Source organism: Lentzea xinjiangensis (assembly GCF_900110955.1).
Taxonomy (GTDB): domain Bacteria; phylum Actinomycetota; class Actinomycetes; order Mycobacteriales; family Pseudonocardiaceae; genus Lentzea; species Lentzea xinjiangensis.
In genome coordinates this window covers 384,524-408,634 of record NZ_FOFR01000001.1, presented here as the reverse complement: position 1 = coordinate 408,634, position 24,111 = coordinate 384,524, and the positions used below count along the sequence as shown (strand labels likewise).

The window sequence follows — 24,111 nt, the reverse complement described above, 5'->3', positions numbered from 1 at the left end:
TAGTTCAGCCGAGCGCCTGCTTCGCTCCTGGGTGCAGCGGGACGGGCTCGGTCGAGGACGCCTTGCCCTTGTCGATGTCCTTGACGGCCGGGTGGACCTTCTCCAGGTCGGTCTTCTTGTCGAAGATCAGCTTGGTCACCGCGCACGCGTTGTTCGCCGCGAAGTCCTCGCGCACGAGCAGCAGGTTCGGCACGACGATCGTGGACACCTCGGCGACGCCGTAGGTCGCCGCCGGGATCGGCGCGGTGTCGTACACCGGGCTGATCTTCTTCATCTCCGGCAGCTGCGGGGTGATGTCGATGAGCTTCACCCGGTCCTTCAGCGACGTCGTGATGTCCGTGATCTGCGGCGTCGGCAGCCCGCCAGACCAGATCAGGCCGTCGATGCTGCCGTCCTTCATCCCGTCGGCGGTCTTGGTCAGGTCGAGCCGCTGCGCCTGGACGTCGGTGTCGATGTTCAGGCCCGCCGACTTCAGCAGCCGGCCGGCGATCACCTCGGTGCCCGACTTCGGCGACCCGGTCGAGATGCGCTTGCCCCTCATGTCGGCCACCGAGTTGATCCCGGAGTCCGCGCGGACGAGCACCTGCGTGTAGTTCGGGTAGATCCGCGTCAGCGCGGCGACCTTCTCCTTCTTCGTGAACGCGCCGGTGCCGTTGACCGCGTCCGCCGCGGTGTCGGCCAGCGAGAACGCGATGTCGTACGTGCCGCCGACGAGCTGCTGGATGTTCTGCACCGACGCGCCGGTCTCGGCGGAGGACGCCTTGAGCTTCGAGTTGTCGCTGATCAGCTTCGCGATTCCGCCGCCGACCACGAAGTACACGCCGCCGGAGTTGCCGGTCGCGATCGTGATCCTGCCGTCGGAGGCCTCGCACGACGCCCCGCCGCCCGACGCGTCCGGGGTCGTGGGCGTGCGCTTGCCGCCACACCCCGAGACCACGAGCGCCAGTGCGATCGCACCGATCGCGTACTTACTGCGGAACTGCATCACGAACCCTCCCACGGGTGACCAGGTGTACCGCCACGGCCACCACGAGGAACCCGGCCCCGATGGCGATCGTCAACGGCTGCAGGTAGAGCAGGAACAACGCGGCCGGCACGCACAGCAGGCGCTCCGGCCAGCGGGCGGGACCGAACAACCAGCCGCCGGTGAGGACCGCGAGCGCGGCCACCCCCAGCGCGGACGCCCCGAACGCCCACACCGAGTCCAGCAACGGCCCGCGCAGCAGCAGGGCGGACCCGGCGTCGGTCAGCACGAACGCCAGCGGCACCAGGAACGCGGGCAGCGTGTACTTCCACGTCTGCCACATCGTCTTCATCACGTCGCCGCCGGTCAGCGCGGCGGCGGCCACGGCGGCCAGCGCCGTCGGCGGCGTCACCTCGGACAGCACCGCGTAGTAGAAGATGAACATCGCGGTCTCGGCCGGCTCCACGCCCAGCGCCATCAACGCCGGACCGATTACCACCCACGAGATGATGAACGACGCCGTCACGGGCACCGCCAGGCCGAGCACCGACACCGCGACGGCCGAGAACACCGCCGTCAGCATCAGGATCACGGCCTCGGACGAGGTCAGCGACGACGCCATGCCCACCAACCAGTCCGCAAGCGTTTGCCCCAGCCCGGTCTTGGTGATCGTCGAGGTGATCACGCCGGCTGCCGCGCAGACCGCGATCACCGGGAACGCCGAGCGCACGCCGGTCGACAGGGCGTCGGCGATCAACCGGGCCCAGTCGCGCCGGTGGTTGACCAACGCGAACAGCGCGGCCACGCCCGTCGCGTACACGACCGCCTTGTAGACCGGGATGCCCAGCGCCAGGAAGACGATGATGATCCCGAGCGACAGGAGGTGGTACCAGCCGAGCTTCAGCACGTCGAGGAACCGCGGCGCGTCCACGTCGACCGGCCGGGCGCCGAACCGCCGCGCGTCGGCCTCGACCGCCAGCGCGATGCCCAGGTAGTACAGCAGCGTCGGGACGATCGCCCAGACCAGCACCGACAGGTACGACACCTGCAGGTACTCGGCGATGATGAACGCGGCCGCGCCCAGGGTCGGGGGCGACAGGATCGCGCCGATGCCCGACGCCGCCAGCAGCCCGCCCGCGTTCTCCTTGGGATAACCGGCCTTCCGAAGCATCGGCCACGTCACGGCGCCCAGCGACACCGTCGTCGCGGTTCCCGAGCCGGACACCGTGCCCAGCAGGAACCCGGCCGTCGCGGCGGTGCGTCCGGGCGCCGTGCGGGACTTGCGGAAGGCGGCGAAGCTGACGTCGACGAAGAACTTGCCCGCGCCGGAGGCGTTCAGCACGGCGCCGTAGATCGTGAACAGCACGATGTAGGTCGCCGCGACGTCCAGCGGTATGCCGTAGAACCCGCTGGAGTCGTTGAAGAAGCCGTTGATGATCTGGGAGAAGTCGATGCCGGAGTGCGCGATCCGCCACTCCGGCGGCAGGAAACCGCCGTAGTAGGCGTAGGCGATGAACGCGAGGCACACCACCGGGAGCACCCAGCCGGTCGTGCGGCGGCACGCTTCGAGGATCAGCACGAGCAGCACGGCACCGGCGGCGACGTCGAGCGCGGTGAGCTGCCCCTGCCGGTTCAGGAACTCGTCGTAGCCCCCGACCAGCGGGTAGGCGCCGACGACGAAGGCCAGCGCGGCCAGGGCCCAGTCCCACCACGGGGGCGTGTGCCCCTTGCCGTAGGACAGGAACACCAGCGGCAGCGTCACGGCCAGGAAGATGATCAGGTAGTACTGGCTTCCCTTGGCGAACGGGAAGAAGACCTGCTTGAGCACCAGGAGGGAGATCAGCAGGCCGGCGATCCACAGCGCCCGCTCCCACCGGGGGGCGAGCGAGCGCGACGGCATCTCCTCGTCGTGCTCCGCGACGATGCGGGCGAGGTCTGGGTTGGCCACGCCCGAACCGTACTGTGGGCGCAGTCACAGCCCCAGTGGATCAATCCAAAGGGAGTGCAAAGAGTCGCGCGGCCGGTCAGGTGGCCGCACTGTCCACATCGCACCGGCGGTGCGCAGAATGGGCGGCATGGTCGGCCCTGAACTCTTGCTGCTCCTGCTCGGGGCGTTGGTCGTCACGTCCGTCGCGCGCCGGCTCAACTTCTCCGCGCCGCTGGTGCTGGTCGCCGTCGGGCTGGTGGTCTCGTTCATACCCGGCGTGCCGGAGTTCGAGATCGACCCGCACCTGATCCTGCTGGTCGTGCTGCCGCCGCTGCTCTACAGCGCGGCGCTGGACAGCTCCTACCTGAACATCCGCGCCAACCTGCGCCCGATCGGGTTGCTGGCGATCGGGCTGGTGCTGTTCACGACGCTCGTGGTGGGGCTGACGGCGAAGCTGGTGTTCCCCGGCCTGCCGTTCGCCGCCGCGCTGGTGCTGGGCGCCGTCGTGGCACCGCCGGACGCCGTGGCCGCGGTCGCGATCGGGCGCAAGCTCGGGTTGCAGCGCCGCGCGATGACGTTGCTGGTCGGCGAGAGCCTGATCAACGACGCCACGGCGCTGACCGCGTTCAAGGTGGCGGTGGCGGCGGCGGCCGGTGCGGCGATGCACCCGGTCGAGGGTGTCGGGCTGTTCCTGCTGGTCACCGCGGGCGGCATCGCGGTCGGCCTGGTCGTGGGCGTGGTTGTCAGGTTCCTGCGCAAGCGCCTGTGCGAGGGCGTGCTGGAGAGCGCGCTCGGCCTGTTGGTGCCGTTCGGCACCTACCTGCTCGCCGAGGAGGCCGCGCACGTCTCCGGTGTGCTCGCTGTTGTCGTGGCGGGTCTGTACATCGGTCACCACTCGCCGCGCGGCACGTACTCGACCCGGCTGCAGGACGCGGCCGTGTGGCGGGCGCTGGACGTGCTGCTGGAGTCGTTCGTGTTCGCGCTCATCGGCCTTCAGCTGTCCTCGATCGTCAGCGACGCCGACCTGAACGCCGGTCTGCTGCTGGGCGCCGGCGCCGTGCTGCTGGCGACGGTCCTCGCGCGGTTCGTCTGGATGTACCCGGCCACCTACATCCCGAGGTACCTGTCGAAACGGCTGCGGGAACGCGAACGGCCGCCGCACCTCGGGCAGGTGACGGTGATCTCGTGGGCGGGCATGCGGGGCGTGGTGACGCTGGCCGCGGCGGCCGCGATCCCGCCCGACGTGCCCGGCCGCGACATCATCGTGTTCTGCGCCTTCGTCGTGACGGTCGCCACGCTGCTGCTGCAGGGCACGACGTTGCCGTGGCTGATCGGCAAGATCGGCTTCGAGGGTGACGACGCGCGCCAGGACGCACTGGCCGAGGCCCAGGTGCAGCACCGGGCGGCGCGGGCGGCGGTCGACCGGCTCGACCAGGAGGTCGACGACGTGCCCGACCACGTGCGCGACCAGCTGCGCTCGCTCGCCGAGCACCGGGGCAACGCCGCCTGGGAACGCCTGGGGCGCCAGGACCAGGAGAGCCCCGCCGCGGCGTACCGGCGGTTGCGCCGGGTGATGCTCAAGGCCGAGCGCGACGAGTTCATCAGCGCGCGGGACAAGGGCGAGATAGACGACGAGGTGCTCTTCCGGGTGCTGCGCGAGCTCGACCTGGAGGAAGCCGCTCTCTCCCGCGATTGACCGTGTTCACCTGTTCTTCGTGTCGCGATGCTTGGGTGCGGCTCTCAACACCGAACGGGGAGGTCGAAGGATGTACCCCAAGATGGTCGCAGGCCGGGTTCTCGCCGCCGTCGTGCTCGTGTTCACGGGCGCGGTCGTGGCCACCCTGCCCTCCGCCTCCGCCCACGACGAGAAGGGCCCGATCGTGATCGGGCACCGCGGCGCGTCGGCGTACCGGCCGGAGCACACGCTCGCGGCCTACGAGCTCGCGGCGCGCATGGGCGCCGACTTCGTCGAACCGGACCTGGTGGCCACGAAGGACGGCAAGCTGGTCGCCCGGCACGAGAACGAGATCGGCGGCACCACCGACGTCGCCGACAAGCCGCAGTTCGCCGACCGCAAGAAGACCAAGACGATCGACGGCACGCCGATCACCGGCTGGTTCACCGAGGACTTCACGCTCGCCGAGCTGAAGACGTTGCGCGCCGAGGAACGCATTCCGGCGATCCGCCCGCGCAACACGCTCTACGACGGCCGCTTCGAGGTGCCGACGCTGCAGGAGGTCGTCGACCTGACGAAGCGCCTGTCCCGCGAGCTCGACCGCGAGATCGGCATCTACCCGGAGACCAAGCACCCGACGTACTTCTCCTCGATCGGTCTCGCGCTGGAGCCGAAGCTCGTCGACGTGCTCAACCGCAACGGCCTCAACCGCCGCGGCGCCAAGGTCTACGTGCAGTCGTTCGAGGTGGCGAACCTCAAGGAGCTGAACAGGTCGCTGCGCGTGCCGGTCGTCCAGCTCGTCAACGGCTCGGGCGCGCCGTACGACTTCGTGGTGGCCGGTGACAAGCGCACCTACGCCGACCTGGTCACCCCGGCCGGTCTGCGGGAGATCCGCTCGTACGCGGACGGCGTCGGCCTCGCCAAGGACGTCATCATCCCCAGGGACGCCAGCGGCTTCCTCAAGGCGCCGACCACGGTGGTCGAGGACGCGCACAAGGTCGGGCTGACCGTGCACGCGTGGACGTTCCGCAACGAGAACTCGTTCCTGCCGGCCGACTTCCGGTCCTCGACCGACCCGGCCGCGTACGGCCGGGCCTTCGAGGAGTACGAGCTGTTCTTCCGGCAGGGCGTCGACGGCGTGTTCGCGGACAACCCCGACACGGCCGTCGAGGCCAAGGTCAAGCGCTGAGGTCCGGAGAGCCCGCCAGTGCGAGCGTGCGGCCCCCGTCGAGCAACCCGCGTTGCGCGAGCAGGGGCCGCACGCCCTCGCCGAACCAGTAGGCCTCCTCCAGGTGCGGGTAACCGGAGAGCACGAACTCCGCGATGCCGGCGGAGTGGTACTCCTCGATGAGGTCCGCGACCTCGGCGTGCGACCCGACCAGCGCCGTGCCCGCACCGCCGCGGACCAGTCCGACACCGGCCCACAGGTTCGGGTAGACCTCCAGGCCGCGCACGCCCCGGCTCAGGTCACCGCCGTGCAGCGCCACCATCCGCTGCTGGCCCACGGACTCCGACGCGCCGAGCTGGGCCTGCGCCTTCGCCACCGACTCCGGGTCCAGCGCGTCGAGCAGCTTCGCGGCCGCCTCCCACGCTTCCGCCGACGTGTCGCGGCTGATCGTGTGCAGCCGGATGCCGAACCGGATCGGCCGGTCCGTCAACGCCCGCACCCGCGCGATCTTCGCCGCCACGTCGGCGGGCGGCTCGCCCCAGGTCAGGTAGACGTCGGCCCTGGCAGCGGCGACCGGCAGCGCGGCGTCCGAGGAGCCGCCGAAGTAGATCGGCGGCACCGGGTCCGGCGGGGCCAGCACCGTCGCGTCCCGCACCCGGTAGTGCTCGCCGTGGAACGAGTAGGGCCGGCCGGTCCAAATGCCCCGCACGACCTGGAGGAACTCGTCGGTGCGCGAGTACCGCTGGTCGTGGTCGAGCCAGTCGCCGAACCGTTGCTGCTCAACGGAGTCACCACCGGTCACCACGTTGAGCAGCAGCCGCCCGCGCGAGATCCGCTGGTACGTCGCGGCCATCTGCGCGGCGAGCGTCGGCGACAGCACCCCCGGCCGGAACGCCACCAGGAACTTGAGCCTCGTGGTCTGCGCGATCAACGCGGACGTGGTCAGCCACGCGTCCTCGCACCACGTGCCGGTCGGGGTGAGCACGCCGGTGAACCCGACCTGCTCGGCCGTGCGCGCGATCTGCGCCAGGTAGTCGATGTCCGGCTCACGACGCGCTCCGGCGGCCGGGGCCCGGTTGGCGTGGAAGTGCTCCACGACCGTGCGCCCGTCGCCGGACGTCGGCAGGAACCAGTGCAGCGTGATGCTCATGCCAGATCTCCCTGGAACCTCGTGTCGACGAACTTCGCGAAGTCGACCTTGCCCGGCAACGTCTTGTCCTCGGTGAACGCGTCCGCGAGCTCCTGCTGCGACCTGATCAGCGTGTCGTCGACCTTCACCACCCGGTCGCCGTTGCGGTTCACCGCGGCGAGCGCGACCTCGTACTTCAGCCCCGTCTCCGCCGCCCACGCCTTCGCCCACTCCTCGCGGTGCGTGTCGGCCCACTTCTGCGCCTTGTAGTAGCGGACCAGGTACTCCTTGATCGCCGGGTTCTTCCCCTTGTCGTCCAACGCCTTGCGGCCCGCGACCTGGAAGCCGTACCCGTTGGACTTGCCGCGGCCGTCGGTCAGCACACGCGCTTTGGCCTCCTGCTGCGCCTGCGCGGTGTAGGGGTCCCAGACGGCCCAGGCGTCGACCCTGCCCTGCGTGAACGCGCCGTACGCGTCGGAGGGCTGCAGGAAGTTCAGCGTCACGTCCTTGGTGGTCAACCCGTTGGCGCGCAACGTGAGCAGCACTTGGCCGTGCGCCGAGCCGCCCTTGGCCACCGCGATGTTCTTGCCCTTGAGGTCGGTGACCGCCCGCAGCGGCGAGTTCTCCGGCACCAGGATCGCGTCGGCCTCCACCTGTCCCTGCGACGCGCCGACCGCGGCGATCCTGGCGTTCGCGGCGGCGGCGAAGATCGGCGGTGTGTTGCCGACGCCGCCGAGGTCGATCGCACCGGCCGACGCCGCCTCCAGCAGCGGCGGGCCGGAGGCGAACGTCGACCACTCGATCCTGTACGGGAAGTCGTTGAGCAACCCGGCGGCGGTGAGCACCGCCTTCGCGTTGCCCTTCTGGTCGCCGACCTTGAGCACGACCTCACCGGGAGGGGTGTGCTGCGCGGTGGCCGAGCAGCCGGTGGTGAACACGATCGCGGCGAGCAGGGTGAGGAACCTTCGGCTGGGCAGCAGTGTCAACGTCCACTCCCAGGTCGGCGAGCACGCGGGTGCGTTGCTCCACAACTGAGGCCCGGCGGCGCGGGCGGGGCAGGCCGACGTGGTGCGTGGCGACGATCCGGCCCTCGTCGAGCACAAGGACCCGGTCGGCCAGCAGCAACGCCTCGTCGACGTCGTGGGTCACGAGCAGCACGGCGGGCCGGTGGCGGGCCCACAGGTCTTCCACCAGGTGGTGCATGGCGAGCCTGGTCAACGCGTCCAGCGCGCCGAACGGTTCGTCGAGCAGCAGCACGTCCGGCTCGCGGACCAGCGCCCGTGCGAGCGAGACCCGTTGCGCCTCACCGCCGGAGAGCGTCAGCGGCCACGCGTCGGCGTGGTCCGGCAGCCGCACCTCGTCGAGCGCCTTGAGCGCGACCTCACGGCCGTCCGGCCGGTGCAGGCCGAGCGAGATGTTGCGCCAGACCTTGCGCCACGGCAGCAACCGCGGCTGCTGGAACGCGATCGACACCGTGCCGGAGACCCGTGCCTCGCCGGTGATCTCCCGGTCGAGGCCCGCGAGGACGCGCAGCAGCGTCGACTTGCCGCAGCCGCTGCGGCCGAGCAGGGCCACGAACTCGCCGGGGGCGATCTCCAGGTCGACGTCCCGCAGGACCGTTCGCGCGCCGAAGGCCTTGCTCAGTCCGCGCACGTTCACCGGGCTCGCCATCGCAGCACTCTCCTTTCGAGCAGGCGCACCAGGGCGTCCGTCGTGAGGCCGAGCAGCGCGTAGACCACGAGGCCGACGACCACGACGTCGGTGCGGAGGAACTCACGGGCGTTGTTGATCAGGAAGCCGAGGCCGGAGTCGGCGTTGACCTGCTCGCCGACGATGAGCGACAGCCACGCGGTGCCGAGCGCGATCCGCAGCCCCACCAGGGTTTGCGGCACGGCGGACGGCAGCACGACGTGCACGACGCGTTCGAACCGGCTGTAGCCCAGCGCGCGGGCCGCCTCGACCAGGCCGGGGTCGGTCTGCCGGATGCCGGCGTGCAGGTTGAGGTAGAGGGGGAACGCCACACCGGCCGCGACCAGCGCGAGCTTGGGTTCCTCGCCGATGCCGAACCACAGGATGAACAGCGGGATCAGGCCGAGGTGCGGGAGCGTCCGCAACATCTGCACCGGGGGTCGAGCAGTGTCTCGCCCCAGCGGGAAAGACCGGAGACCAGCCCGAGAGCGACCCCGGCCACGCCGCCGACGAGAAATCCGAAGAAAACGCGGCCCAGCGAAACAAGAAATGCGTCCACCAATTGGCCGTCCGCGACGAGCTCGGCGGCGGACTGTGCGACGGTCAGCGGAGAAGCCAGTTTCTCCGGCGACAGCACACCTGTTGAGCTGGCTGTTTGCCACAGCAGAACCAGCGCCACCGGGCTGATCCACCGCACCGGTATCGCAGGTTTTCGAGCAAGAGAAAGGGCCACGGCGCTGAATTACAGGCGAGCCGTGGCCCTTCGTCAACGACGCCCAAATCGTGAAAAAGCGTCGTACTTCGAGATAGTCGGTGTCAGCCGAGCACGTCGTGGCGGACGATCGTCTGGTCGCGGCCGGGGCCGACGCCGATCGCCGAGACGCGAGCACCGATGATGCTCTCCAGGTACTCGACGTACGCCTTGGCGTTGGCCGGCAGCTCGTCGAACGTGCGGCAGTGCGAGATGTCCTCGAACCAGCCCGGCAGCTCCTCGTAGACCGGCACGGCGTGGTGCACGTCGGTCTGCGTCATCGGCATCTCGTCGACCCGGCGACCGTCCACTTCGTACGCCACGCAGACCGGCACCTTCTCCAGGCCGGACAGCACGTCCAGCTTGGTGAGGAAGTAGTCGGTGATGCCGTTGACGCGCGAGGCGTAGCGGGCGATCACGGCGTCGAACCAGCCGGTGCGGCGCGAGCGGCCGGTCGTGACACCGAACTCACCGCCCTGCTTGCGCAGGTACTCGCCCATGTCGTCGTTGAGCTCGGTCGGGAACGGACCGGAGCCGACGCGGGTCGTGTAGGCCTTCAGGATGCCGATCACGGTGCTGATGCGGGTCGGGCCGACACCGGAGCCGACCGTCGCGCCACCCGACGTCGGGTTCGACGACGTGACGAACGGGTAGGTGCCGTGGTCGACGTCGAGCAGGGTGCCCTGCGAGCCCTCCAGCACGACGATCTCGCCGCGGTCGAGCGCCTGGTTGAGCAGCAGCCGGGTGTCGGCGATGCGGTGCACGAAGTGCTGACCGCGCTCCAGCACCTGGTCGACGACCTGGTCGGGGTCGAGCGCCTTGCGGTTGTAGACCTTGACCAGCACCTGGTTCTTGAAGTCCAGGGCGGCCTCGACCTTCTGCCGCAGGATCTTCTCGTCCAGCAGGTCCTGCACGCGCACGCCGACGCGGGCGAGCTTGTCCTGGTAGGCCGGGCCGATGCCGCGGCCGGTCGTGCCGATCTTCGCCTTGCCCAGGTAGCGCTCGGTCACCTTGTCGATGGCCACGTGGTACGGCATGATCAAGTGCGCGTCCGACGAGATCAGCAGGCCGCCGGTGTCGACGCCCTTCTCCTCCAGGCCCGCGAGCTCCTCGAGCAGCACGCCGGGGTCGACCACGACGCCGTTGCCGATGACGTTCTTGACACCGGGTGTGAGGATGCCGGACGGGATGAGGTGCAGGGCGAACTTCTGGCCGTCCGGGAGGACGACGGTGTGACCCGCGTTGTTGCCGCCCTGGTAGCGGACGATCCACTGGACACGCTCACCGAGGATGTCGGTGGCCTTGCCCTTGCCCTCATCGCCCCACTGGGCACCGATCAGCACGACGGCCGGCATGTGAAACTCCAAGCGCTTGGACTGGTTCGAGCGAACGCCGGTAAGCGAGGGTAGACCAGGAGATGACCGTGCACGGAATCGTGTTGGCCTGCGGAAACACGCAGTTGCCACTGATCACTCAACGTGACGGCGTGCAGGTCGTTCCTGCCCGCCCCGGCAAGGACCACGTCGACCAGCACCTGGACGCCGGCCGGCTCGTGGTGGCGGGCACCGACGCCGACCTCGCCGCCGTCGCGTTGCGGTTGCTGCGCAAGGAAAAGCTCGGCTCGGTGGCCCTCGGGTACGTGCCGGTCGCCGAGTCGGCCGTCGCCGCGCTCTGGGGCCTGTCGACCGATCCCGGCCGCGCCCTCGACATCGCCCTGAACGGTGACGTGGATCCCGTCCCGCTCGTGCGCGACGACGTCGGCGGCGTGCTGATGGGCCGCGGCGTGTTGTCACCCGTCCGTGGCGTCGGGTACAGCGACGCGGACAACGTGCTGCGCGGCCAGGCGTCGCGGGTCGAGTGCACGCCGGACCCCGAGGGCGGCCTCGGGCTCGTGATCCGGATCGTCAACAAGCGCCTGTTCGGGTCGAAGGTCCGGGAGAGCCGCCCGCGGGCGTTCCAGCTCGGCTGCCTGCCCACGACCGCCGTCCTGGACGGCCACAGGCACCCGCGGCCCGTCGACAAGTGGACCTGGTACCGCCACACCGAGGACCTGAGGCTCGTCCGAGGCGTCTAGGCGTGCACTTGTCGTTCGCTTGAGTGTCACTCAAAGGTGTTGCCTAATTCCATAACGTGACCAAGGGTGGTCCCGATCACTTCCACCGAGGAAGGCCGGGACGATGTCGAAAATCAACCGGATCATCGGTGCCGCGGTCGCCACCGCGGCTCTCACCCTTGGTCTCGCCACCCCTGCGCTCGCGACACCGCCGAACATCCCCACGGCCGCCACCGCCAAGACGGAGCTGGCCGGCCTCACCGTGCGCGCGGACGGCTCGATGACGGGCTATTCACGCGACAAGTTCCCCCACTGGATCACCCAGTCGGGTACCTGCAACACGCGGGAGGCCGTGCTGAAGCGCGACGGCACCGGCGTCGTGACGGACTCGAGCTGCGCCGCCACGTCGGGCCGCTGGTTCTCGCCCTACGACGGTGCGACGTGGTCCGCGGCCTCCGACGTGGACATCGACCACATCGTGCCGCTGGCGGCCGCCTGGAGGTCGGGAGCGGCGTCCTGGAGCACCGCCCAGCGCCAGTCGTTCGCGAACGACATGTCCGGCCCGCAGCTCATCGCGGTGACCGACAACGTCAACCAGGCCAAGGGCGACCAGACCCCGGCGACCTGGAAGCCGCCGCTGACGTCGTACTGGTGCACCTACGCGAAGATGTGGGTACACACCAAGTACCGCTGGAACCTCAGCGTGAACTCGGCGGAGAAGACCGAACTGGCGGGCATGCTCGGAAGGTGCTGATGGCGTCACTCTCCTCGCTCTTCGTGGCGGGCCCCGGCGGCGTGATGACCGACGAGGTCGGCGTCGTCACGGGAGACCTCGAGCTGTGCACCGAGCTGTCCGAGGACGGCGAGCTGCGCGCACTGGTCCGCTACGAGGGCGCGGAGGAGTGGTACGCCGTCACGAACGGCTCGTGCGCCCTGGCCGATCCTCGCGATCACGAGCAGGTCCACTCCCTGCTGCTGGGCCTGCTGAACCGGCCGGAGGGCTGAGGGGCGGCAACGCCTCCACCGCCTCCGCCCGGTTGAGCCCGGTGGCCTGCAACAGGTCCACCGCCACGCTCCGGATCTGCGCCAGCACGACCTTGGACGAGAACCCGTCCCCGCCCAGGCGCCGCGCGGTGAGCACCCGCGCGGCGTCCCGCACGGCCTCCCGCGTCTGCCTGGGCTCCTTGCCCTTCTCCAGCTCGCCCTTCAGGCAGTCGACGGCGTCCGCGTAGTCCCGCAGGACCCGCGGCACCCCGTCCGGGATCCGCTCCTCGGCCTTCAGCGCGGCCATCGTCCGCCTGGCCAGCACCCGCGTGTTGCGGATCGCGTAGTCCACCGGCCCGGCCGCGGTCTGGTACCGCCGCAGCTCGTCCTTGGCCCGCCAGCGGATCGGCGCGATCCGCGCGATCTCCCGCCCGGTCTGCAGGGCGGACTTGTAGTCGTCGATCGTGGTCTGGCTGGTGCGCAGCTCGGCCAGCACCCCGGCCGCCTTGACCGAGTCCTGTTCGGTCAGCGCGTCGGCGAGGTTGCGCAACGCGCCGCTGAGCGTGTTCGTGAGCACCTTGAGCTGCCGCTGGGCCACCGTCACCGGGTTCGCCGGGATGAGCGCCGCCACCGCGAGCCCGACGAGCCCACCGGTCAACGCGTCGATCATCCGGTCGAACCCGCCGCCGGCGCTGGGCGGCAGCAGCGTGGCCACGAGAACGGCACTGCTCCCCGCCTGCAGGGCGATGACGCTCCCGCCGTCGAGCAGCACCGCCGCCGACATCGCCAGCGCGACGACGAGCGCGATCTGCCAGGGACCGCTGCCGATCAAGCTGATCAACGCGTCACCGACGCCGACGCCGACCGACACGCCGACGACGAGCTCACCGACGCGCCGCAGCCGTTGCCCCAGGGAGACCCCGAGGCAGACGACCGCGGCGATCGGCGCGAAGAACGGGTGCGGGTGTCCGATCACGACGGTCGCGACGAGCCAGGCGAGACCCGCGGACAGGGCACATTGGACGATCGGCAGCGCCGCTCCGCGCCACCGCGTCAGCCCACGCCCCACGGCGTCCCGGACGGCACCCACGCCGGATCAGGCCAGACCGAGAGCGGCGGGCGCCTTCGGGTCGGAGTCGGCCAGGAACTTCGAGCACCTCTCCCACTCCTCGTCCTCGCCGATCTCGCGAGCGGCGCGGGCGAGCGCGGCCAGAGCGCGCAGGAAGCCCTGGTTGGGCCGGTGGTCCCACGGCACGGGCCCGAAGCCCTTCCAGCCGGACCGGCGGAGCTGGTCGAGGCCGCGGTGGTAGCCGGTGCGGGCGTAGGCGTAGGCGGCCACGGGGTCACCGGCGTGCAGCGCACGCTCGGCCAGCAGCGCCCAGGCCTCGGAGAAGTCGGGGTAGGCCCGGACGATCTTGCCGGGGTCCGTGCCGCCGTCCGCGGCAGACTGCGCCTCAGGGCGCTCGGGAAGACGGGTCGGCTCCGGCCCGAGGAGGTTGTCACGCATGCGGCCCATCGTGCCGCACGAACGACCTCTACGAGACGAACACCCGCATGACCGCGGCCACAACGGCCAGCAGCAACGCGGTGACGAGCACTCCGGCGACAATCCTCTTGGCCATGGCCGTGCATGATGCCGCGCTGGGCCGATCAGAGCAACGACGTTCACCCGGCCGTGCACACGAAGTGGAAACATCAGGGTAAAACCAGGGGCGTTCCGGCTCTCCGGGCAACGGAGGTGACCTCATGATGTTCGGATGATCCAGGGGGTTCGGGAGTTCCGGGAGCGGTACTGGGAGCGGGGCGCGCCCGGACGGGAGACACCGGCGGCGCTCACGAGGCAGCTCTACGGGCTGTGGCTCGCCGGTCTGCTGCTCAAGCTGATCGGGTCGTCCTGGGACGTCTCGTGGCACTTCAAGTGGCTGCGCGACGACCTGGCACCGCCGCACCTGATCAACACGGTCGGCACGGTGATCGTCGTCGGGCTGACGCTGTTCCACACGTTCACCGGGTACGGCGCCGACCGGACGACGCTGCGGCTGATGCAGGCCGGCTGCGGGATCTTCCTGGTCGCGCTGCCGATCGACGTGATCAACCACCGCGTCAACGGGCTCGACATCACGAGCTGGTCCGGCTCGCACGCGCTGCTCTACCTCGGCACGGCGGTCATGCTGGCCGGGGCGATCCGCGGGTGGATGAAGTTCTTCCCCGAAGGCAACGCACGGACGTTCGGGCTCGTCGCGCTGTGGTTCTTCTTCCTGGAGAACGTCTGGTTCCCCAACCAGCACCAGGAGTACGGCGTGCGCGCGTTGCAGGCCTACGACGACGGCCGGCCCGAGGCTGAGCCGATCCTGCTGCAGTTCGCCGCCGACCAGCTCGGCGTCCCCGTCGGGCGCGAGGCGGTCGTGAACTTCGCGCTGCCCATCGCGGACTGGGTCTACCCGGTGTGGGGTCTCGTCGCGGCCGCGATCGTGCTGGTGATCGCCCGGCGCACGCTCGACCGGCCCTGGGCGGCCACGGTCGTCGCGGGTGGGTACGTCGCCTACCGGTGCCTGATCTGGCCGGTGCTCGCGGGCATCGACTTCCCGAAGTCCGCCGTGCCGCTGTTCCTGGTCCTCGTCGGGCTCGCGATCGACGCGGCGCACGCGGTGAAGGTGCCCACGCCGGCCGCGGCCGTGCTGGGCTCGGCGGCCGTCACGACCGTCGGCTACGCCGGCATCTGGTTCCAGCAGGAGCACCTGTGGGGACCGCCGATCTCGTTCTCGTCGGCGGCGGTCACGGCCGTGCTGCTGGCGGTGCTGTGGACGGCCGGGGACCTGGTGCTCCACCGGCCGCGGGCGCGGGTGGTCGCGTCACGGCTCGAGCTGGGCTGACAGCCGGCTGGTGATCCGGCCGAACAGGTCGGCGAGGGGCTCGCCGACGTCCCGCCCGAACTCGGTCAACCCGTAGGTGACCTGGGGCGGGGTCGTCGGCTCCACCTTCCGCCAGACCAGGCCGTCCGCGACCAGGCCGCGCAGGGTCTGGGAGAGCATCTTCTCGCTGATGCCGCGGATGCTCTCGCGCAGCTCGAAGAACCTGAGGTCGTTCGTCTGCAGGGAGATCAGCACCCAGATGCCCCAGCGGCTGGTGACGTGGTCGACCATCTCGCGCGCCGGGCAGTCGGTGTGAAACACCTCATAGCGCCCGGTCGGCCCGGACCGCGTGAACTGAGTTCCGACCACCATGTCCGGAGCTTACCCAGAGGTACGTCCTTACGGGATGTAAGCCCTGTTCCTAGCGTCGTGCCCACATCGACGAAGGAGCTGTTCATGATCGTGGTGACCGGGGCCACCGGGAACATCGGCCGACCGCTGACGAGAGCGCTGGCCGAGGCCGGCGAGCAGGTGACGGCGGTGTCGCGGCACGCCGCCGAGGTGCCGGACGGGGTGCGGCACCAGGTGGCGGACCTCGCCCGTCCCGAGACCCTCCCGCTGGCGGGTGCGAAGGCGCTGTTCCTGCTGCTGTCCGGCGACCTGCACGCCGTCGGGGCCGATCCGGCGGACGTCGTCAGGAGGGCGGTCGCGGAAGGGGTGCGGCGCGTCGTGCTGCTGTCCACGCTCGGGGTGAGGACCAGGCCGTTCGGCGCCACGCGAATCGCGATGAGCGCGCTGGAGGACGTGGTGCGGGAGTCCGGGGCGGACTGGGCGATCCTGCGGCCGGGCGGTTTCGCGTCCAACGCCCTGTGGTGGGCCGAGTCCGTCCGGGCGAACCGGGTGGTCGCCGCACCGTTCGGCGACACCGGGGTGCCGATCCTGGATCCCGCCGACATCGCGGAGGTCGCGGCCGCCTGCCTCACGGACGACCGGCACGACGGCGCCGTGCTCGAACTGACGGGCCCGGAGGTGATCACGCCGCGCGAGCAGACCGCGGTCATCGCGGCGGCGCTGGGCGAACCGGTGCGGTTCCACGAGCTCACCCGTGCCGAGGCCAAGGCCGGCATGGAACAGCTGATGCCCGGCGCGCTCGCCGACGACACCCTGGACATCCTCAGTTCGCCGACGCCGGACGAGCTGCGCGTGAGTCCGGACGTCCAGGCGGTCCTCGGACGGGCCCCGCGCTCGTTCGCCGACTGGGCCGCGCGCAACGTGGAGGCGTTCCGCTGAACGCGGGAGGGCCCCGGCGCGGTGCCGGGGCCCTCCTCACGAGCGGTGTCAGCCCGCGATCATGCGGCCGGACGACTTGAGGTGCTCGCACGCCGAGGCGATGCGGGCGGCCATGGCCTGCTCGGCTGCCTTGAGGTAGCTGCGCGGGTCGTAGGCCTTCTTGTTGCCGACCTCGCCGTCGATCTTCAGCACACCGTCGTAGTTCGAGAACATGTGCGCCGCGATCGGGCGGGTGAAGGCGTACTGCGTGTCCGTGTCGATGTTCATCTTGATGACGCCGTACGACACGGCCTCGTGGATCTCCTCCAGCAGCGAGCCGGAGCCGCCGTGGAAGACGAGGTCGAACGGCTTCGAGCCGGCGGCCAGGCCGAGCTTCTCCGCCGCCACGTCCTGGCCCTGCTTGAGGATCTCCGGGCGCAGCTTGACGTTGCCCGGCTTGTAGACGCCGTGCACGTTGCCGAAGGTCGCGGCCAGCAGGTAGCGGCCCTTCTCGCCCGCGCCGAGCGCCTCGACGGTCTTCAGGTAGTCCTCGGGCGTCGTGTAGAGCTTGTCGTTGATCTCGTTGTCGACGCCGTCCTCCTCGCCGCCCACGACGCCGACCTCGATCTCGAGGACGAGCTTCGCCTTGGCGGAGAGGTCGAGCAGCTCGCTCGCGATCTGGAGGTTCTCGTCCAGAGGCACGGCGGAGCCGTCCCACATGTGCGACTGGAAGAGCGGGTTGCCGCCCTTGTCCACCCGCTCCTGGCTGATGGCGATCAGCGGACGCACGTACCCGTCGAGCTTGTCCTTCGGGCAGTGGTCGGTGTGCAGCGCGATGTTCACCGGGTACTTCGCGGCAACGACGTGCGCGAACTCGGCGAGCGCCACAGCGCCGGTCACCATGTCCTTGACCTTCGTGCCGGAGGCGAACTCGGCGCCGCCGGTCGAGATCTGGATGATGCCGTCGCTCTCGGCCTCGGCGAAGCCGCGCAGAGCCGCGTTGAGAGTCTCCGACGAGGTGACGTTGATCGCGGGGTAGGCGAACTCGTTCGCCTTGGCCCGGTCCAGCATCTCCGCGTAGACCTCAGGGGTTGCGATGGGCATCGGTGGTCCTCCTCAGGCGCCCTGAACGGGTGTCGACCGCATCCTACGAGGCCGCGTCCCAGACCCGACGCGGCGGCCAGCTCGGCATAGTGCCCGTTCAGGGACCGGATCGCCAGGTGGCCGGCGCCCGCGGCCGAGTGGGCGCGCGGCTCCTCCGCCACCCGGCCGGGGTTACCGGACGGTACGGGTGCATCGATCAAGCTGCCGGACCTGGGATCGGCGGCGTCGTCCTCCTCCGCGACCACGGTGACCTCCGGCGCGGGGAACTGGTCACCGAGCGTCTCGCGGACGCGGACCCACCGGACCCACCGGACGTTCCGCAAGTCGTCGCACCCCGCGCGTGAGGGCATAGTGGAGGACATGGCAACCGCCCGGTGGAACGACAGGATCATCGCTTCGAGCGACGACACGGTCGTCGTCGAAGGCAACCACTACTTCCCGCTCGACTCGGTGGACCCGGACGTGCTGAAGCCGTCCGGCCACACGTCGGTCTGCCCGTGGAAGGGCACCGCGAACTACTTCTCGTTGCAGGTGGACGGCGCCGAGAACACCGACGCCGCCTGGTACTACGCCGAGCCCAAGGAAGCGGCGGCGCAGATCAAGGGGCGCGTGGCGTTCTGGAAGGGCGTCGAGATCACCGCCTGACCGACTACCGTCGGAACATGGGGATCTTGAGCACCACCGGCCTGACCGTGTCCCGCCTGTGCCTGGGCGGCAACGTGTTCGGCTGGACCGCCGGCGAGGACGAGTCCTTCGCCGTGCTCGACGCCTACACCGAGGCGGGCGGGAACTTCCTGGACACCGCCGACTCGTACTCGGCCTGGGCCGAGGGCAACTCCGGCGGCGAGTCGGAGACGATCATCGGCAGGTGGCTGGCCCGGCGCGGGAACCGCGACGACGTCGTGATCGCCACCAAGGTCGGGATGCTCGCCGGGTTCGACAACCAGAAGCGCGACACGGTCCTGGCCGGCGCCGAGCGGTCGCTGAAGCGGCTCGGCGTCGACCACGTCGACCTCTACTACAGCCACCGCGACGACCCCGGCACGCCGCTGGAGGAGACGCTGGCCGCCTACGACCGGCTCGTCCGCGACGGCAAGGTCCGCCACGTCGCCGCGTCCAACTTCTCGGCCGAGCGGCTGGCGAAGGCGCTGGAGGTCCAGGAGCGGGAGGGCTTCGCGAAGTTCGTGGCGCTGCAGCCCGAGTACAACCTGGTGAGCCGCGCCGCGTTCGAGGGCGAGCTCCTGGCGACCGTCGCCGGGCACGGGCTCGCCACCGTGCCGTACTGCTCGCTCGCCAGGGGTTTCCTGACCGGCAAGTACCGGCCGGGCGTCCAGGTCCGCAGCGCGCGGGCCGGCGCGGCGTCGAGGCACCTGGACGAGCACGGCCTCCAGGTGCTGGAGGTGCTCGACGAGCTGGCCGAGACCCGCGGGACCACGGTGGCCTCCGTCGCGCTGGCCTGGCTCGCGCAGCAGCCGACGGTGGCCGCGCCGATCGCGTCCGCCCGCACGGTGGAGCAGCTCGGCGAACTCGTCCCGGCGCTGGACCTCGTGCTGTCCCAGACCGAGGTGGACCGCCTCAGCGCAATTTAACTTGCCAGTAGCTTACCGGGAGTAGGTTGCGTTACCGTGACGGCATGGACGTCACGGGCAAGGTGGTACTGATCACCGGCGCGGCCAGGGGCATCGGCGCCGAGGTGGCGGGGCGACTGGCCGCGCGCGGGGCTCGCCTCGCGCTCGTCGGGCTGGAGAAGGACCGGCTCGAAGAGGTCGCGCGGCAGACGGGTGGCAAGGCGTGGGAAGCCGATGTCACCGACTGGGACGTGCTCGAACGCGTCATGAACGAGGCCGCCGAGCACTTCGGCGGCATCGACGTCGTGGTGGCGAACGCGGGCATCGCGGCCACCGGGTTCGTGCGGTCGATGGACCCGAAGGCGTTCGAACGCGTCATCGAGGTCAACCTGCTCGGTGTGTGGCGCACGGTCCGCACGGCACTGCCGCACCTGGTCAAGAGCCGCGGCTACTGCCTGGTCGTGTCGTCGCTGGCCGCGATCGTGCACATCCCCGGCAACGCGGCCTACTCGGCGGCGAAGGCGGGCTGCGAGGCGTTCGCCGACAGCCTGCGCGCGGAGGTCCGGCACCTGGGCGTGGACGTCGGCACGGCCTACTTCTCGTGGATCTCCACGGACATGGTCGACAGCGCCGACCAGCACCCGGTCTTCGGCAAGCTGCGCAAGGGCATGCCGGGCCTCGCCGGCAAGAAGTACCCCGTCCGCGACGTCGGCAAGGCCGTGGTCAAGGGCATCGAGAAACGCGCGAAGGCGATCCACGTCCCCGGCTGGGTGGGCGCGCTGAAGTACTTCCGCGCGTTCACGCCGGTGGTCGTGGACCGCCAGGCGGTCGCCGAGGTGGCGGCCGCCGACCTGGAGATGGCCAGGTCGGACACGTCAGGGCTGGTCGGGCCGGGCGGGCAGGCCGCGGCTCGCTGAGCGCGGGCGCCGGTCGTCACCGCAGCCAGGAGCCGAGGAGCGCGTTCCAGGCGCGGACCTCCCACTTCGCGACGACGTCGGCCGGCGTGTAGGGGTCGGCGGAGATGAGCTCCCGCACCGCCGCCTCGTCGGCGGCCTCGTAGATGATCAACGCGCCGGTGTCGTCCGCGTACGGGCCGGCGGCGAGGACCACGCCCTTCCCGGCGAGGGAGGCGATGTACTCGCGGTGCGCGGGGCGCACCGCGAGGCGCTTCTCCTGGTCGGGACCGAACACCAATTCGACTGCAAAGCGGGCCATGCGTCCACCGTAGCGACGGTGACCGGTACCGTCCTATCCCGTGGTTGGCGAAGAAACCCCGCGCACCGTGCAGGACACCCTGACCAACCTGCGAATCAAGGACGGCGTCGCAGGACCTCCCGCAGGGCCGCTCACGCTCGAAGACCTCTACAAGCAGCACCGCATGCGCCTCGTCCGGCTCGCGCTGCTGCTCGTGGACGAGCCAGCGACGGCGGAGGACGTGGTGCAGGAGGCCTTCACGGGCCTGCACCGCAACTGGAAGGGCCTGCGCGACGCCCAGGCGGCCGTCGGCTACCTCCGCACCGCCGTGGTCAACGGCTCGCGCAGCGTGCTGCGCCGGCGCAAGACGGCCCGCGACTACACGCCGCCGCACGTGGCGAACGCGCGGTCGGCCGAGTCGCTCGCGATGCTGACCGCCGAGCACCAGGCCGTGGTCAAGGCGTTGCAGCAGCTCCCGCCGCGCCAGCGCGAGGTGCTCGTGCTGCGCTACTACGGCGACCTGTCCGAGGCCGAGATCGCCGAGGCCACGGGCATCTCGAAGGGCACCGTGAAGTCGACGGCGTCCCGCGCGCTCGACGCCCTCCAGAAGATCATGGCGGGCTGACCGCAGCAGTAAGCGAAGTTCACCATTTCCCTGGTTGAGCCGTTTTGTCCGGTGCGGACGGTTCCACCGGGCAAGACCAGGCGCCCAATCCGGTACTTGGTATAGACCAATAGGGCTCCAATGCCGCAGGATCAGTCCTCGTGGCACGCAGACACGTGGTCGCCGTTGACATCGGTGGCACCGAAACCAAGGCGGCGCTCGTCGCCGGCACCTCGGCCGCGGTGGCGGTGCACAAGCACGCGCGCCGGGCGACTCCCGGCGAGCTGGAGCCGCTGCTCACCGTGATCGCCGAGCTCGTCGACGGGCTCCGGCGGTCCTGCGAGCACGAGGTCGACGCCGTCGGGGTCGTGGCGCCGGGCATCGTGGACGAGGCGAGCGGTGTCGGCGTCTACACGTCGAACCTGCCGTGGAACCAGTTCCCGTTCGGCACCGTCCTCACCGAACGGCTCGGCGTCCCCGTCGCGTTCGGTCACGACGTGCGCGCCGCCGGACTGGCCGAGTGCCGCATGGGGGCGGCGAAGGACCTGCGCACCGCGGTGATCATGCCCATCGGCACCGGCATCGCCGGCGCGCTGCTGCTCGACGGGAAGATCTTCGCGGGCGGCGGCTACGCGGGGGAGATCGGGCACGTGGACGTCGGTCACGGCGTGCCGTGCGCGTGCGGCCAGACCGGCTGCGTGGAGACGGTCGCGTCCTCCGCGGCGATCGCCCGCCGGTACACCGCGCGCACCGGCACGCCCGTCAACGGCGCGGCCGAGGTCGCCCGCAGGGTGCGGGAGGGGGAGCAGGACGCCGTCGCCGTGTGGCACGAGGCCGTGGACGCGCTCGCCAGGGGCATCCTGGTGCTGGCGACGCTGCTCGGCCCGGAGGCCGTTGTGCTCGGCGGCGGACTCGCACTCGCAGGAGACCTGCTGGTGGAGCCGTTGCGGGAAAGGCTGGACGGGCTGATCGCCTTCCAGCGCCGACCGGAGCTGCGGCTCGCGGCGCTCGGCGACGAGGCGGGCTTCCTCGGCGCCGCGCTGCTGGCCATCGACATGCTGGAGGCATCGTGAGCACGTGGGGTGGACCTGTCGACGTGACCCTGACCGGTGGTCGGGTCGTCACGCCGGACAGGGTGCTCGAGAACGGGTGGGTCAGCGTCACCGACGGCCGGATCGCCGCGGTGGGTGAGGGCGAGGCGCCCGAAGGCCCGACGACCGACGTGGGCGGCGGCACGATCGTGCCGGGCTTCGTCGACATCCACTGCCACGGCGGCGGCGGGGACGCGTTCACCAGCAGCGACCCGGTGAAGATCCGCAAGGCCGCCGGCGCCCACCGCCGGCACGGCACCACGACGATGCTGGCCTCGCTGGTCTCGCGCCCGGTGCCGGAGCTGGCCGACCAGGTGTCCGCGCTCGCCGAGCTGGTGCAGGAGGGCGTCGTCGCGGGCATCCACCTGGAGGGGCCGTTCCTGTCCGCGGCCCGCTGCGGCGCGCACGACCCCGCGATCCTGTGCCCGCCGGAGCACACCGCGGTGACGAAGCTGCTCGACGCGGGCAAGGGCACCGTCCGAATGATCACCATCGCCCCCGAGCTCGAAGGCGCCGTGAGCGCCGTGCACCAGCTCGTGGACTCGGGCGTCATCGCCGCCATCGGCCACACCGACGCGACGGAGGCGCAGGTCCGCCCGGCGGTCGACGCCGGCGCGTCCGTGGCCACGCACCTGTTCAACGGCATGCGCCCGTTGCACCACCGCGAGCCGGGCCCGATCGGCGCGCTGCTGGACGACGAACGCGTGACCGTCGAGCTGATCTGCGACCTCGTGCACCTGCACCCGACGGCGGTGCGCCTGGCCGCGCGCCACGCCGGCACCCGCCGCACCGTCCTGATCACCGACGCCATCGCGGCGGCCGGTGTCGGCGACGGCGTGTACGACGTCGGCGGGCTCGAGGTGCGCGTCGTCGACGGGGTGCCGACGCTGGCGGGCGGTGCCGCGCTGGCCGGCAGCACGCTGACGATGGACATGGCGTTCCGCAACGCGGTCGGCAGTTGTGGACTGTCGCTCGTGGAGGCCGCGTACGCGGCCTCCACCCGCGGCGCCGAGCTCCTCGGCCTCGACACCGGCAAGCTGCAGGCGGGCTGTGCGGCCGACCTCGTCGTCCTCGATGCAGAATTGAGGCCGCGGGACGTGATGGTCAGGGGCGAGTGGGTCAAGGACTAGGTGGATGGCGGACGATCCGGAGCGGTTGGTGACCGACGCGTTGCGAGCGCAGGCAACCAGCACGAATGCCGGATTTGCCGTTCCCGTCCCTATTTCCGACGAGCGCCCGGCACCCATGTCCGCGTGGTGGGTGCTGGGCCTCGCGATGTTGTTGGGCCTGGCAGCGGGCACGGTGGCCGCAGTGATCACGCTGAGCTGACCTGTACCGTTGTCGCCGTGACGACGACGCTTGCCTTGGGCCCTGACTGGCTGGATCCCGAAAAACTGCTGACGATGCTCGGCCCGTGGATGCTCGTCGGGCTGTGCGTGATCGTCTTCGCCGAGTGCGGTCTGCTCGTCGGGTTCTTCCTGCCGGGCGACTCGCTGCTGTTCACGGCGGGACTCTTCGTCGCGGCGGGCCACATCTCCACGCCGCTCTGGCTCGTGTGCGTGCTGCTGACGGTGTGCGCCTTCGTGGGCAACGTCGTCGGCTACTACATCGGCCGCAAAGCCGGTCCGGCGCTGTTCAACAAACCCGAGTCGAAGATCTTCAAGAAGGAGTACGTCGACAAGACGCAGGAGTTCTTCGACAAGTACGGCCCGCGCGCCATCGTCCTCGCGCGGTTCGTGCCGATCGTCCGCACGTTCATCACGGCCATGGCCGGTGTCGGGCGGATGGACCCGAAGAAGTACTTCACCTACTCCGCGATCGGCGGCGTGGCGTGGGCCGCGGGCCTGACCGTGCTCGGCTACTACCTCGGCCAGATCTCCTTCATCAAGGAGAACCTCGAGGTCACGCTGCTCGCCATCGTCCTCCTGTCGATCGTGCCGATCATCATCGAGGTGATCAAGGCGCGCCGGGAGAAGAAGTCGCTGGTCCAGGCCGAGGCCGACGACATCACCGAGATCATGGAAGCGCAGATCCACGACGACGCGACGCAAATCATCCCCCGCGTCGAGCGCTGACTGAGTCGCCGAAG

The 24,111-nt window shown here is 70.4% G+C and carries 26 protein-coding genes and 1 pseudogene; 15 read left to right on the top strand and 12 right to left on the bottom strand.

Going from position 1 to position 24,111, the window contains the following annotated elements; genetic code table 11:
- Positions 1-4 precede the first annotated feature (4 nt).
- Together BMW88_RS02050 and BMW88_RS02045 are read right to left on the bottom strand one after the other, a co-directional pair.
- Entirely contained in the window at positions 5-985 is a 981-nt protein-coding gene (locus BMW88_RS02050) for a TAXI family TRAP transporter solute-binding subunit (RefSeq protein ID WP_089949421.1), read from the bottom strand.
- The gene (locus tag BMW88_RS02045; RefSeq protein WP_089949422.1) at positions 969-2,864 is read right to left on the bottom strand and encodes a TRAP transporter permease; all 1,896 of its coding nucleotides are present in this window, start codon (positions 2,862-2,864) and stop codon (positions 969-971) included. Before BMW88_RS02045 ends, BMW88_RS02050 begins: the two co-directional genes overlap by 17 nt.
- Before the next feature lie 175 nt (positions 2,865-3,039).
- On the opposite strand from BMW88_RS02045, the gene BMW88_RS02040 reads away from it, so the two are divergent.
- Both BMW88_RS02040 and BMW88_RS02035 read left to right on the top strand, forming a co-directional pair.
- Positions 3,040-4,587 (top strand): Na+/H+ antiporter, encoded by a 1,548-nt coding sequence (locus tag BMW88_RS02040; protein ID WP_177220883.1) that lies wholly within the window; start codon positions 3,040-3,042, stop codon positions 4,585-4,587.
- 70 nt (positions 4,588-4,657) lie between these two features.
- The gene (locus BMW88_RS02035) at positions 4,658-5,755 is read left to right on the top strand and encodes a glycerophosphodiester phosphodiesterase (protein ID WP_245777516.1); all 1,098 of its coding nucleotides are present in this window, start codon (positions 4,658-4,660) and stop codon (positions 5,753-5,755) included.
- Here BMW88_RS02035 and BMW88_RS02030 read toward each other — a convergent pair.
- The 5 genes and pseudogenes from BMW88_RS02030 to BMW88_RS02010 all read right to left on the bottom strand — a co-directional run bounded on the left by BMW88_RS02030 (position 5,745) and on the right by BMW88_RS02010 (position 10,658).
- Complete coding sequence (locus BMW88_RS02030; RefSeq protein WP_089948596.1) at positions 5,745-6,884, bottom strand: LLM class flavin-dependent oxidoreductase; 1,140 nt, start codon at positions 6,882-6,884, stop codon at positions 5,745-5,747. The two genes, BMW88_RS02035 and BMW88_RS02030, sit on opposite strands and share 11 nt — an antisense overlap.
- Positions 6,881-7,849: an ABC transporter substrate-binding protein gene (locus BMW88_RS02025; protein ID WP_089948595.1), complete on the bottom strand. Its 969-nt coding sequence runs from the start codon at positions 7,847-7,849 to the stop codon at positions 6,881-6,883. The genes BMW88_RS02030 and BMW88_RS02025 overlap by 4 nt, the downstream gene beginning before the upstream one ends.
- Positions 7,752-8,534, bottom strand: a complete 783-nt coding sequence (locus BMW88_RS02020; protein ID WP_089948593.1) for an ABC transporter ATP-binding protein — start codon at positions 8,532-8,534, stop codon at positions 7,752-7,754. Before BMW88_RS02020 ends, BMW88_RS02025 begins: the two co-directional genes overlap by 98 nt.
- A pseudogene (locus BMW88_RS02015) lies at positions 8,519-9,285 on the bottom strand (ABC transporter permease). The gene BMW88_RS02020 and the pseudogene BMW88_RS02015 overlap by 16 nt, the downstream one beginning before the upstream one ends.
- Positions 9,286-9,368: 83 nt before the next feature.
- A complete protein-coding gene (locus tag BMW88_RS02010) occupies positions 9,369-10,658 on the bottom strand; it encodes an adenylosuccinate synthase (RefSeq protein ID WP_089948592.1) in 1,290 nt (429 codons plus the stop codon).
- Positions 10,659-10,720: 62 nt separating this feature from the next.
- Between BMW88_RS02010 and BMW88_RS02005 the strand changes: the two genes are divergently transcribed.
- From BMW88_RS02005 to BMW88_RS01995, 3 genes are all read left to right on the top strand, one after another.
- Positions 10,721-11,377, top strand: coding sequence for a hypothetical protein (locus BMW88_RS02005; protein WP_425434588.1), 657 nt, complete (start codon positions 10,721-10,723; stop codon positions 11,375-11,377).
- A 103-nt stretch (positions 11,378-11,480) separates the two neighbouring features.
- Positions 11,481-12,110: an HNH endonuclease family protein gene (locus BMW88_RS02000; protein ID WP_089948590.1), complete on the top strand. Its 630-nt coding sequence runs from the start codon at positions 11,481-11,483 to the stop codon at positions 12,108-12,110.
- Entirely contained in the window at positions 12,110-12,361 is a 252-nt protein-coding gene (locus BMW88_RS01995) for a hypothetical protein (RefSeq protein WP_089949418.1), read from the top strand. The genes BMW88_RS02000 and BMW88_RS01995 overlap by 1 nt, the downstream gene beginning before the upstream one ends.
- Here BMW88_RS01995 and BMW88_RS01990 read toward each other — a convergent pair.
- Together BMW88_RS01990 and BMW88_RS01985 are read right to left on the bottom strand one after the other, a co-directional pair.
- The gene (locus BMW88_RS01990; RefSeq protein ID WP_089948589.1) at positions 12,270-13,430 is read right to left on the bottom strand and encodes an FUSC family protein; all 1,161 of its coding nucleotides are present in this window, start codon (positions 13,428-13,430) and stop codon (positions 12,270-12,272) included. The genes BMW88_RS01995 and BMW88_RS01990 overlap by 92 nt on opposite strands.
- A 6-nt stretch (positions 13,431-13,436) precedes the next feature.
- Positions 13,437-13,847: a DUF3151 domain-containing protein gene (locus BMW88_RS01985; protein ID WP_089948587.1), complete on the bottom strand. Its 411-nt coding sequence runs from the start codon at positions 13,845-13,847 to the stop codon at positions 13,437-13,439.
- 250 nt (positions 13,848-14,097) lie between these two features.
- On the opposite strand from BMW88_RS01985, the gene BMW88_RS01980 reads away from it, so the two are divergent.
- Positions 14,098-15,213: a hypothetical protein gene (locus tag BMW88_RS01980; RefSeq protein WP_089948586.1), complete on the top strand. Its 1,116-nt coding sequence runs from the start codon at positions 14,098-14,100 to the stop codon at positions 15,211-15,213.
- Here the strand turns inward: BMW88_RS01980 and BMW88_RS01975 are convergent.
- Positions 15,193-15,564 carry a winged helix-turn-helix transcriptional regulator gene (locus tag BMW88_RS01975; protein ID WP_089948584.1) on the bottom strand — a complete coding sequence of 124 codons (372 nt, stop codon included), beginning with the start codon at positions 15,562-15,564 and terminating at the stop codon, positions 15,193-15,195. The two genes, BMW88_RS01980 and BMW88_RS01975, sit on opposite strands and share 21 nt — an antisense overlap.
- A gap of 84 nt (positions 15,565-15,648) precedes the next feature.
- Here BMW88_RS01975 and BMW88_RS01970 point away from each other — a divergent pair, with 84 nt between their 5' ends.
- On the top strand, positions 15,649-16,482 hold the full coding sequence (locus tag BMW88_RS01970) for an SDR family oxidoreductase (protein WP_089949417.1): 834 nt from the start codon (positions 15,649-15,651) through the stop codon (positions 16,480-16,482).
- A 48-nt stretch (positions 16,483-16,530) separates the two neighbouring features.
- On the opposite strand, the gene fbaA is transcribed toward BMW88_RS01970, so the two are convergent.
- On the bottom strand, positions 16,531-17,565 hold the full coding sequence (gene fbaA, locus BMW88_RS01965) for a class II fructose-bisphosphate aldolase (protein WP_089948583.1): 1,035 nt from the start codon (positions 17,563-17,565) through the stop codon (positions 16,531-16,533).
- A 360-nt stretch (positions 17,566-17,925) separates the two neighbouring features.
- Between fbaA and BMW88_RS01960 the strand changes: the two genes are divergently transcribed.
- From BMW88_RS01960 to BMW88_RS01950, 3 genes are read left to right on the top strand one after another with little or no spacing between them, the layout of a single operon-like run.
- Positions 17,926-18,210 carry a DUF427 domain-containing protein gene (locus BMW88_RS01960; RefSeq protein ID WP_089949416.1) on the top strand — a complete coding sequence of 95 codons (285 nt, stop codon included), beginning with the start codon at positions 17,926-17,928 and terminating at the stop codon, positions 18,208-18,210.
- 17 nt (positions 18,211-18,227) lie between these two features.
- Positions 18,228-19,154, top strand: coding sequence for an aldo/keto reductase (locus tag BMW88_RS01955; protein ID WP_089948581.1), 927 nt, complete (start codon positions 18,228-18,230; stop codon positions 19,152-19,154).
- A 44-nt stretch (positions 19,155-19,198) separates the two neighbouring features.
- Positions 19,199-20,050: an SDR family oxidoreductase gene (locus tag BMW88_RS01950; RefSeq protein ID WP_089948579.1), complete on the top strand. Its 852-nt coding sequence runs from the start codon at positions 19,199-19,201 to the stop codon at positions 20,048-20,050.
- Between the two features lie 16 nt (positions 20,051-20,066).
- Here the strand turns inward: BMW88_RS01950 and BMW88_RS01945 are convergent, their stop codons facing one another.
- Positions 20,067-20,348 carry a YciI family protein gene (locus BMW88_RS01945; protein WP_089948577.1) on the bottom strand — a complete coding sequence of 94 codons (282 nt, stop codon included), beginning with the start codon at positions 20,346-20,348 and terminating at the stop codon, positions 20,067-20,069.
- A gap of 40 nt (positions 20,349-20,388) precedes the next feature.
- Between BMW88_RS01945 and BMW88_RS01940 the strand changes: the two genes are divergently transcribed.
- The 5 genes from BMW88_RS01940 to BMW88_RS01920 all read left to right on the top strand — a co-directional run bounded on the left by BMW88_RS01940 (position 20,389) and on the right by BMW88_RS01920 (position 24,097).
- Positions 20,389-20,952, top strand: a complete 564-nt coding sequence (locus tag BMW88_RS01940; protein ID WP_089948576.1) for a SigE family RNA polymerase sigma factor — start codon at positions 20,389-20,391, stop codon at positions 20,950-20,952.
- Positions 20,953-21,092: 140 nt separating this feature from the next.
- Positions 21,093-22,004, top strand: coding sequence for an ROK family protein (locus tag BMW88_RS01935; RefSeq protein ID WP_245777515.1), 912 nt, complete (start codon positions 21,093-21,095; stop codon positions 22,002-22,004).
- On the top strand, positions 22,001-23,152 hold the full coding sequence (nagA, locus tag BMW88_RS01930; protein WP_089948572.1) for an N-acetylglucosamine-6-phosphate deacetylase: 1,152 nt from the start codon (positions 22,001-22,003) through the stop codon (positions 23,150-23,152). Before BMW88_RS01935 ends, nagA begins: the two co-directional genes overlap by 4 nt.
- Before the next feature lie 4 nt (positions 23,153-23,156).
- Positions 23,157-23,351: a hypothetical protein gene (locus BMW88_RS01925; RefSeq protein ID WP_089948571.1), complete on the top strand. Its 195-nt coding sequence runs from the start codon at positions 23,157-23,159 to the stop codon at positions 23,349-23,351.
- Positions 23,352-23,425: 74 nt separating this feature from the next.
- Positions 23,426-24,097, top strand: a complete 672-nt coding sequence (locus BMW88_RS01920) for a DedA family protein (protein WP_089948569.1) — start codon at positions 23,426-23,428, stop codon at positions 24,095-24,097.
- The last annotated feature ends 14 nt before the right edge of the window (positions 24,098-24,111 follow it).

Bases quoted from the DNA above. Each gene is read 5' to 3' on its own strand.
- BMW88_RS02050 (WP_089949421.1), bottom strand. From the start codon at position 985: ATGCAGTTCCGCAGTAAGTACGCGATCGGTGCGATCGCACTGGCGCTC.
- BMW88_RS01950 (WP_089948579.1), top strand. From the start codon at position 19,199: ATGGACGTCACGGGCAAGGTGGTACTGATCACCGGCGCGGCCAGGGGC.
- BMW88_RS02005 (WP_425434588.1), top strand. From the start codon at position 10,721: ATGACCGTGCACGGAATCGTGTTGGCCTGCGGAAACACGCAGTTGCCA.
- fbaA (WP_089948583.1), bottom strand. From the start codon at position 17,565: ATGCCCATCGCAACCCCTGAGGTCTACGCGGAGATGCTGGACCGGGCC.
- BMW88_RS02040 (WP_177220883.1), top strand. From the start codon at position 3,040: ATGGTCGGCCCTGAACTCTTGCTGCTCCTGCTCGGGGCGTTGGTCGTC.
- BMW88_RS01970 (WP_089949417.1), top strand. From the start codon at position 15,649: ATGATCGTGGTGACCGGGGCCACCGGGAACATCGGCCGACCGCTGACG.
- BMW88_RS02030 (WP_089948596.1), bottom strand. From the start codon at position 6,884: ATGAGCATCACGCTGCACTGGTTCCTGCCGACGTCCGGCGACGGGCGC.
- BMW88_RS01945 (WP_089948577.1), bottom strand. From the start codon at position 20,348: ATGGCCCGCTTTGCAGTCGAATTGGTGTTCGGTCCCGACCAGGAGAAG.
- BMW88_RS01975 (WP_089948584.1), bottom strand. From the start codon at position 15,564: ATGGTGGTCGGAACTCAGTTCACGCGGTCCGGGCCGACCGGGCGCTAT.
- BMW88_RS02000 (WP_089948590.1), top strand. From the start codon at position 11,481: ATGTCGAAAATCAACCGGATCATCGGTGCCGCGGTCGCCACCGCGGCT.
- BMW88_RS02035 (WP_245777516.1), top strand. From the start codon at position 4,658: ATGTACCCCAAGATGGTCGCAGGCCGGGTTCTCGCCGCCGTCGTGCTC.
- BMW88_RS01980 (WP_089948586.1), top strand. From the start codon at position 14,098: ATGATCCAGGGGGTTCGGGAGTTCCGGGAGCGGTACTGGGAGCGGGGC.
- BMW88_RS02045 (WP_089949422.1), bottom strand. From the start codon at position 2,864: ATGCCGTCGCGCTCGCTCGCCCCCCGGTGGGAGCGGGCGCTGTGGATC.
- BMW88_RS01985 (WP_089948587.1), bottom strand. From the start codon at position 13,847: ATGCGTGACAACCTCCTCGGGCCGGAGCCGACCCGTCTTCCCGAGCGC.
- BMW88_RS01955 (WP_089948581.1), top strand. From the start codon at position 18,228: ATGGGGATCTTGAGCACCACCGGCCTGACCGTGTCCCGCCTGTGCCTG.
- BMW88_RS02010 (WP_089948592.1), bottom strand. From the start codon at position 10,658: ATGCCGGCCGTCGTGCTGATCGGTGCCCAGTGGGGCGATGAGGGCAAG.
- BMW88_RS01920 (WP_089948569.1), top strand. From the start codon at position 23,426: ATGCTCGGCCCGTGGATGCTCGTCGGGCTGTGCGTGATCGTCTTCGCC.
- BMW88_RS01960 (WP_089949416.1), top strand. From the start codon at position 17,926: ATGGCAACCGCCCGGTGGAACGACAGGATCATCGCTTCGAGCGACGAC.
- BMW88_RS02020 (WP_089948593.1), bottom strand. From the start codon at position 8,534: ATGGCGAGCCCGGTGAACGTGCGCGGACTGAGCAAGGCCTTCGGCGCG.
- BMW88_RS01925 (WP_089948571.1), top strand. From the start codon at position 23,157: ATGGCGGACGATCCGGAGCGGTTGGTGACCGACGCGTTGCGAGCGCAG.
- BMW88_RS01995 (WP_089949418.1), top strand. From the start codon at position 12,110: ATGGCGTCACTCTCCTCGCTCTTCGTGGCGGGCCCCGGCGGCGTGATG.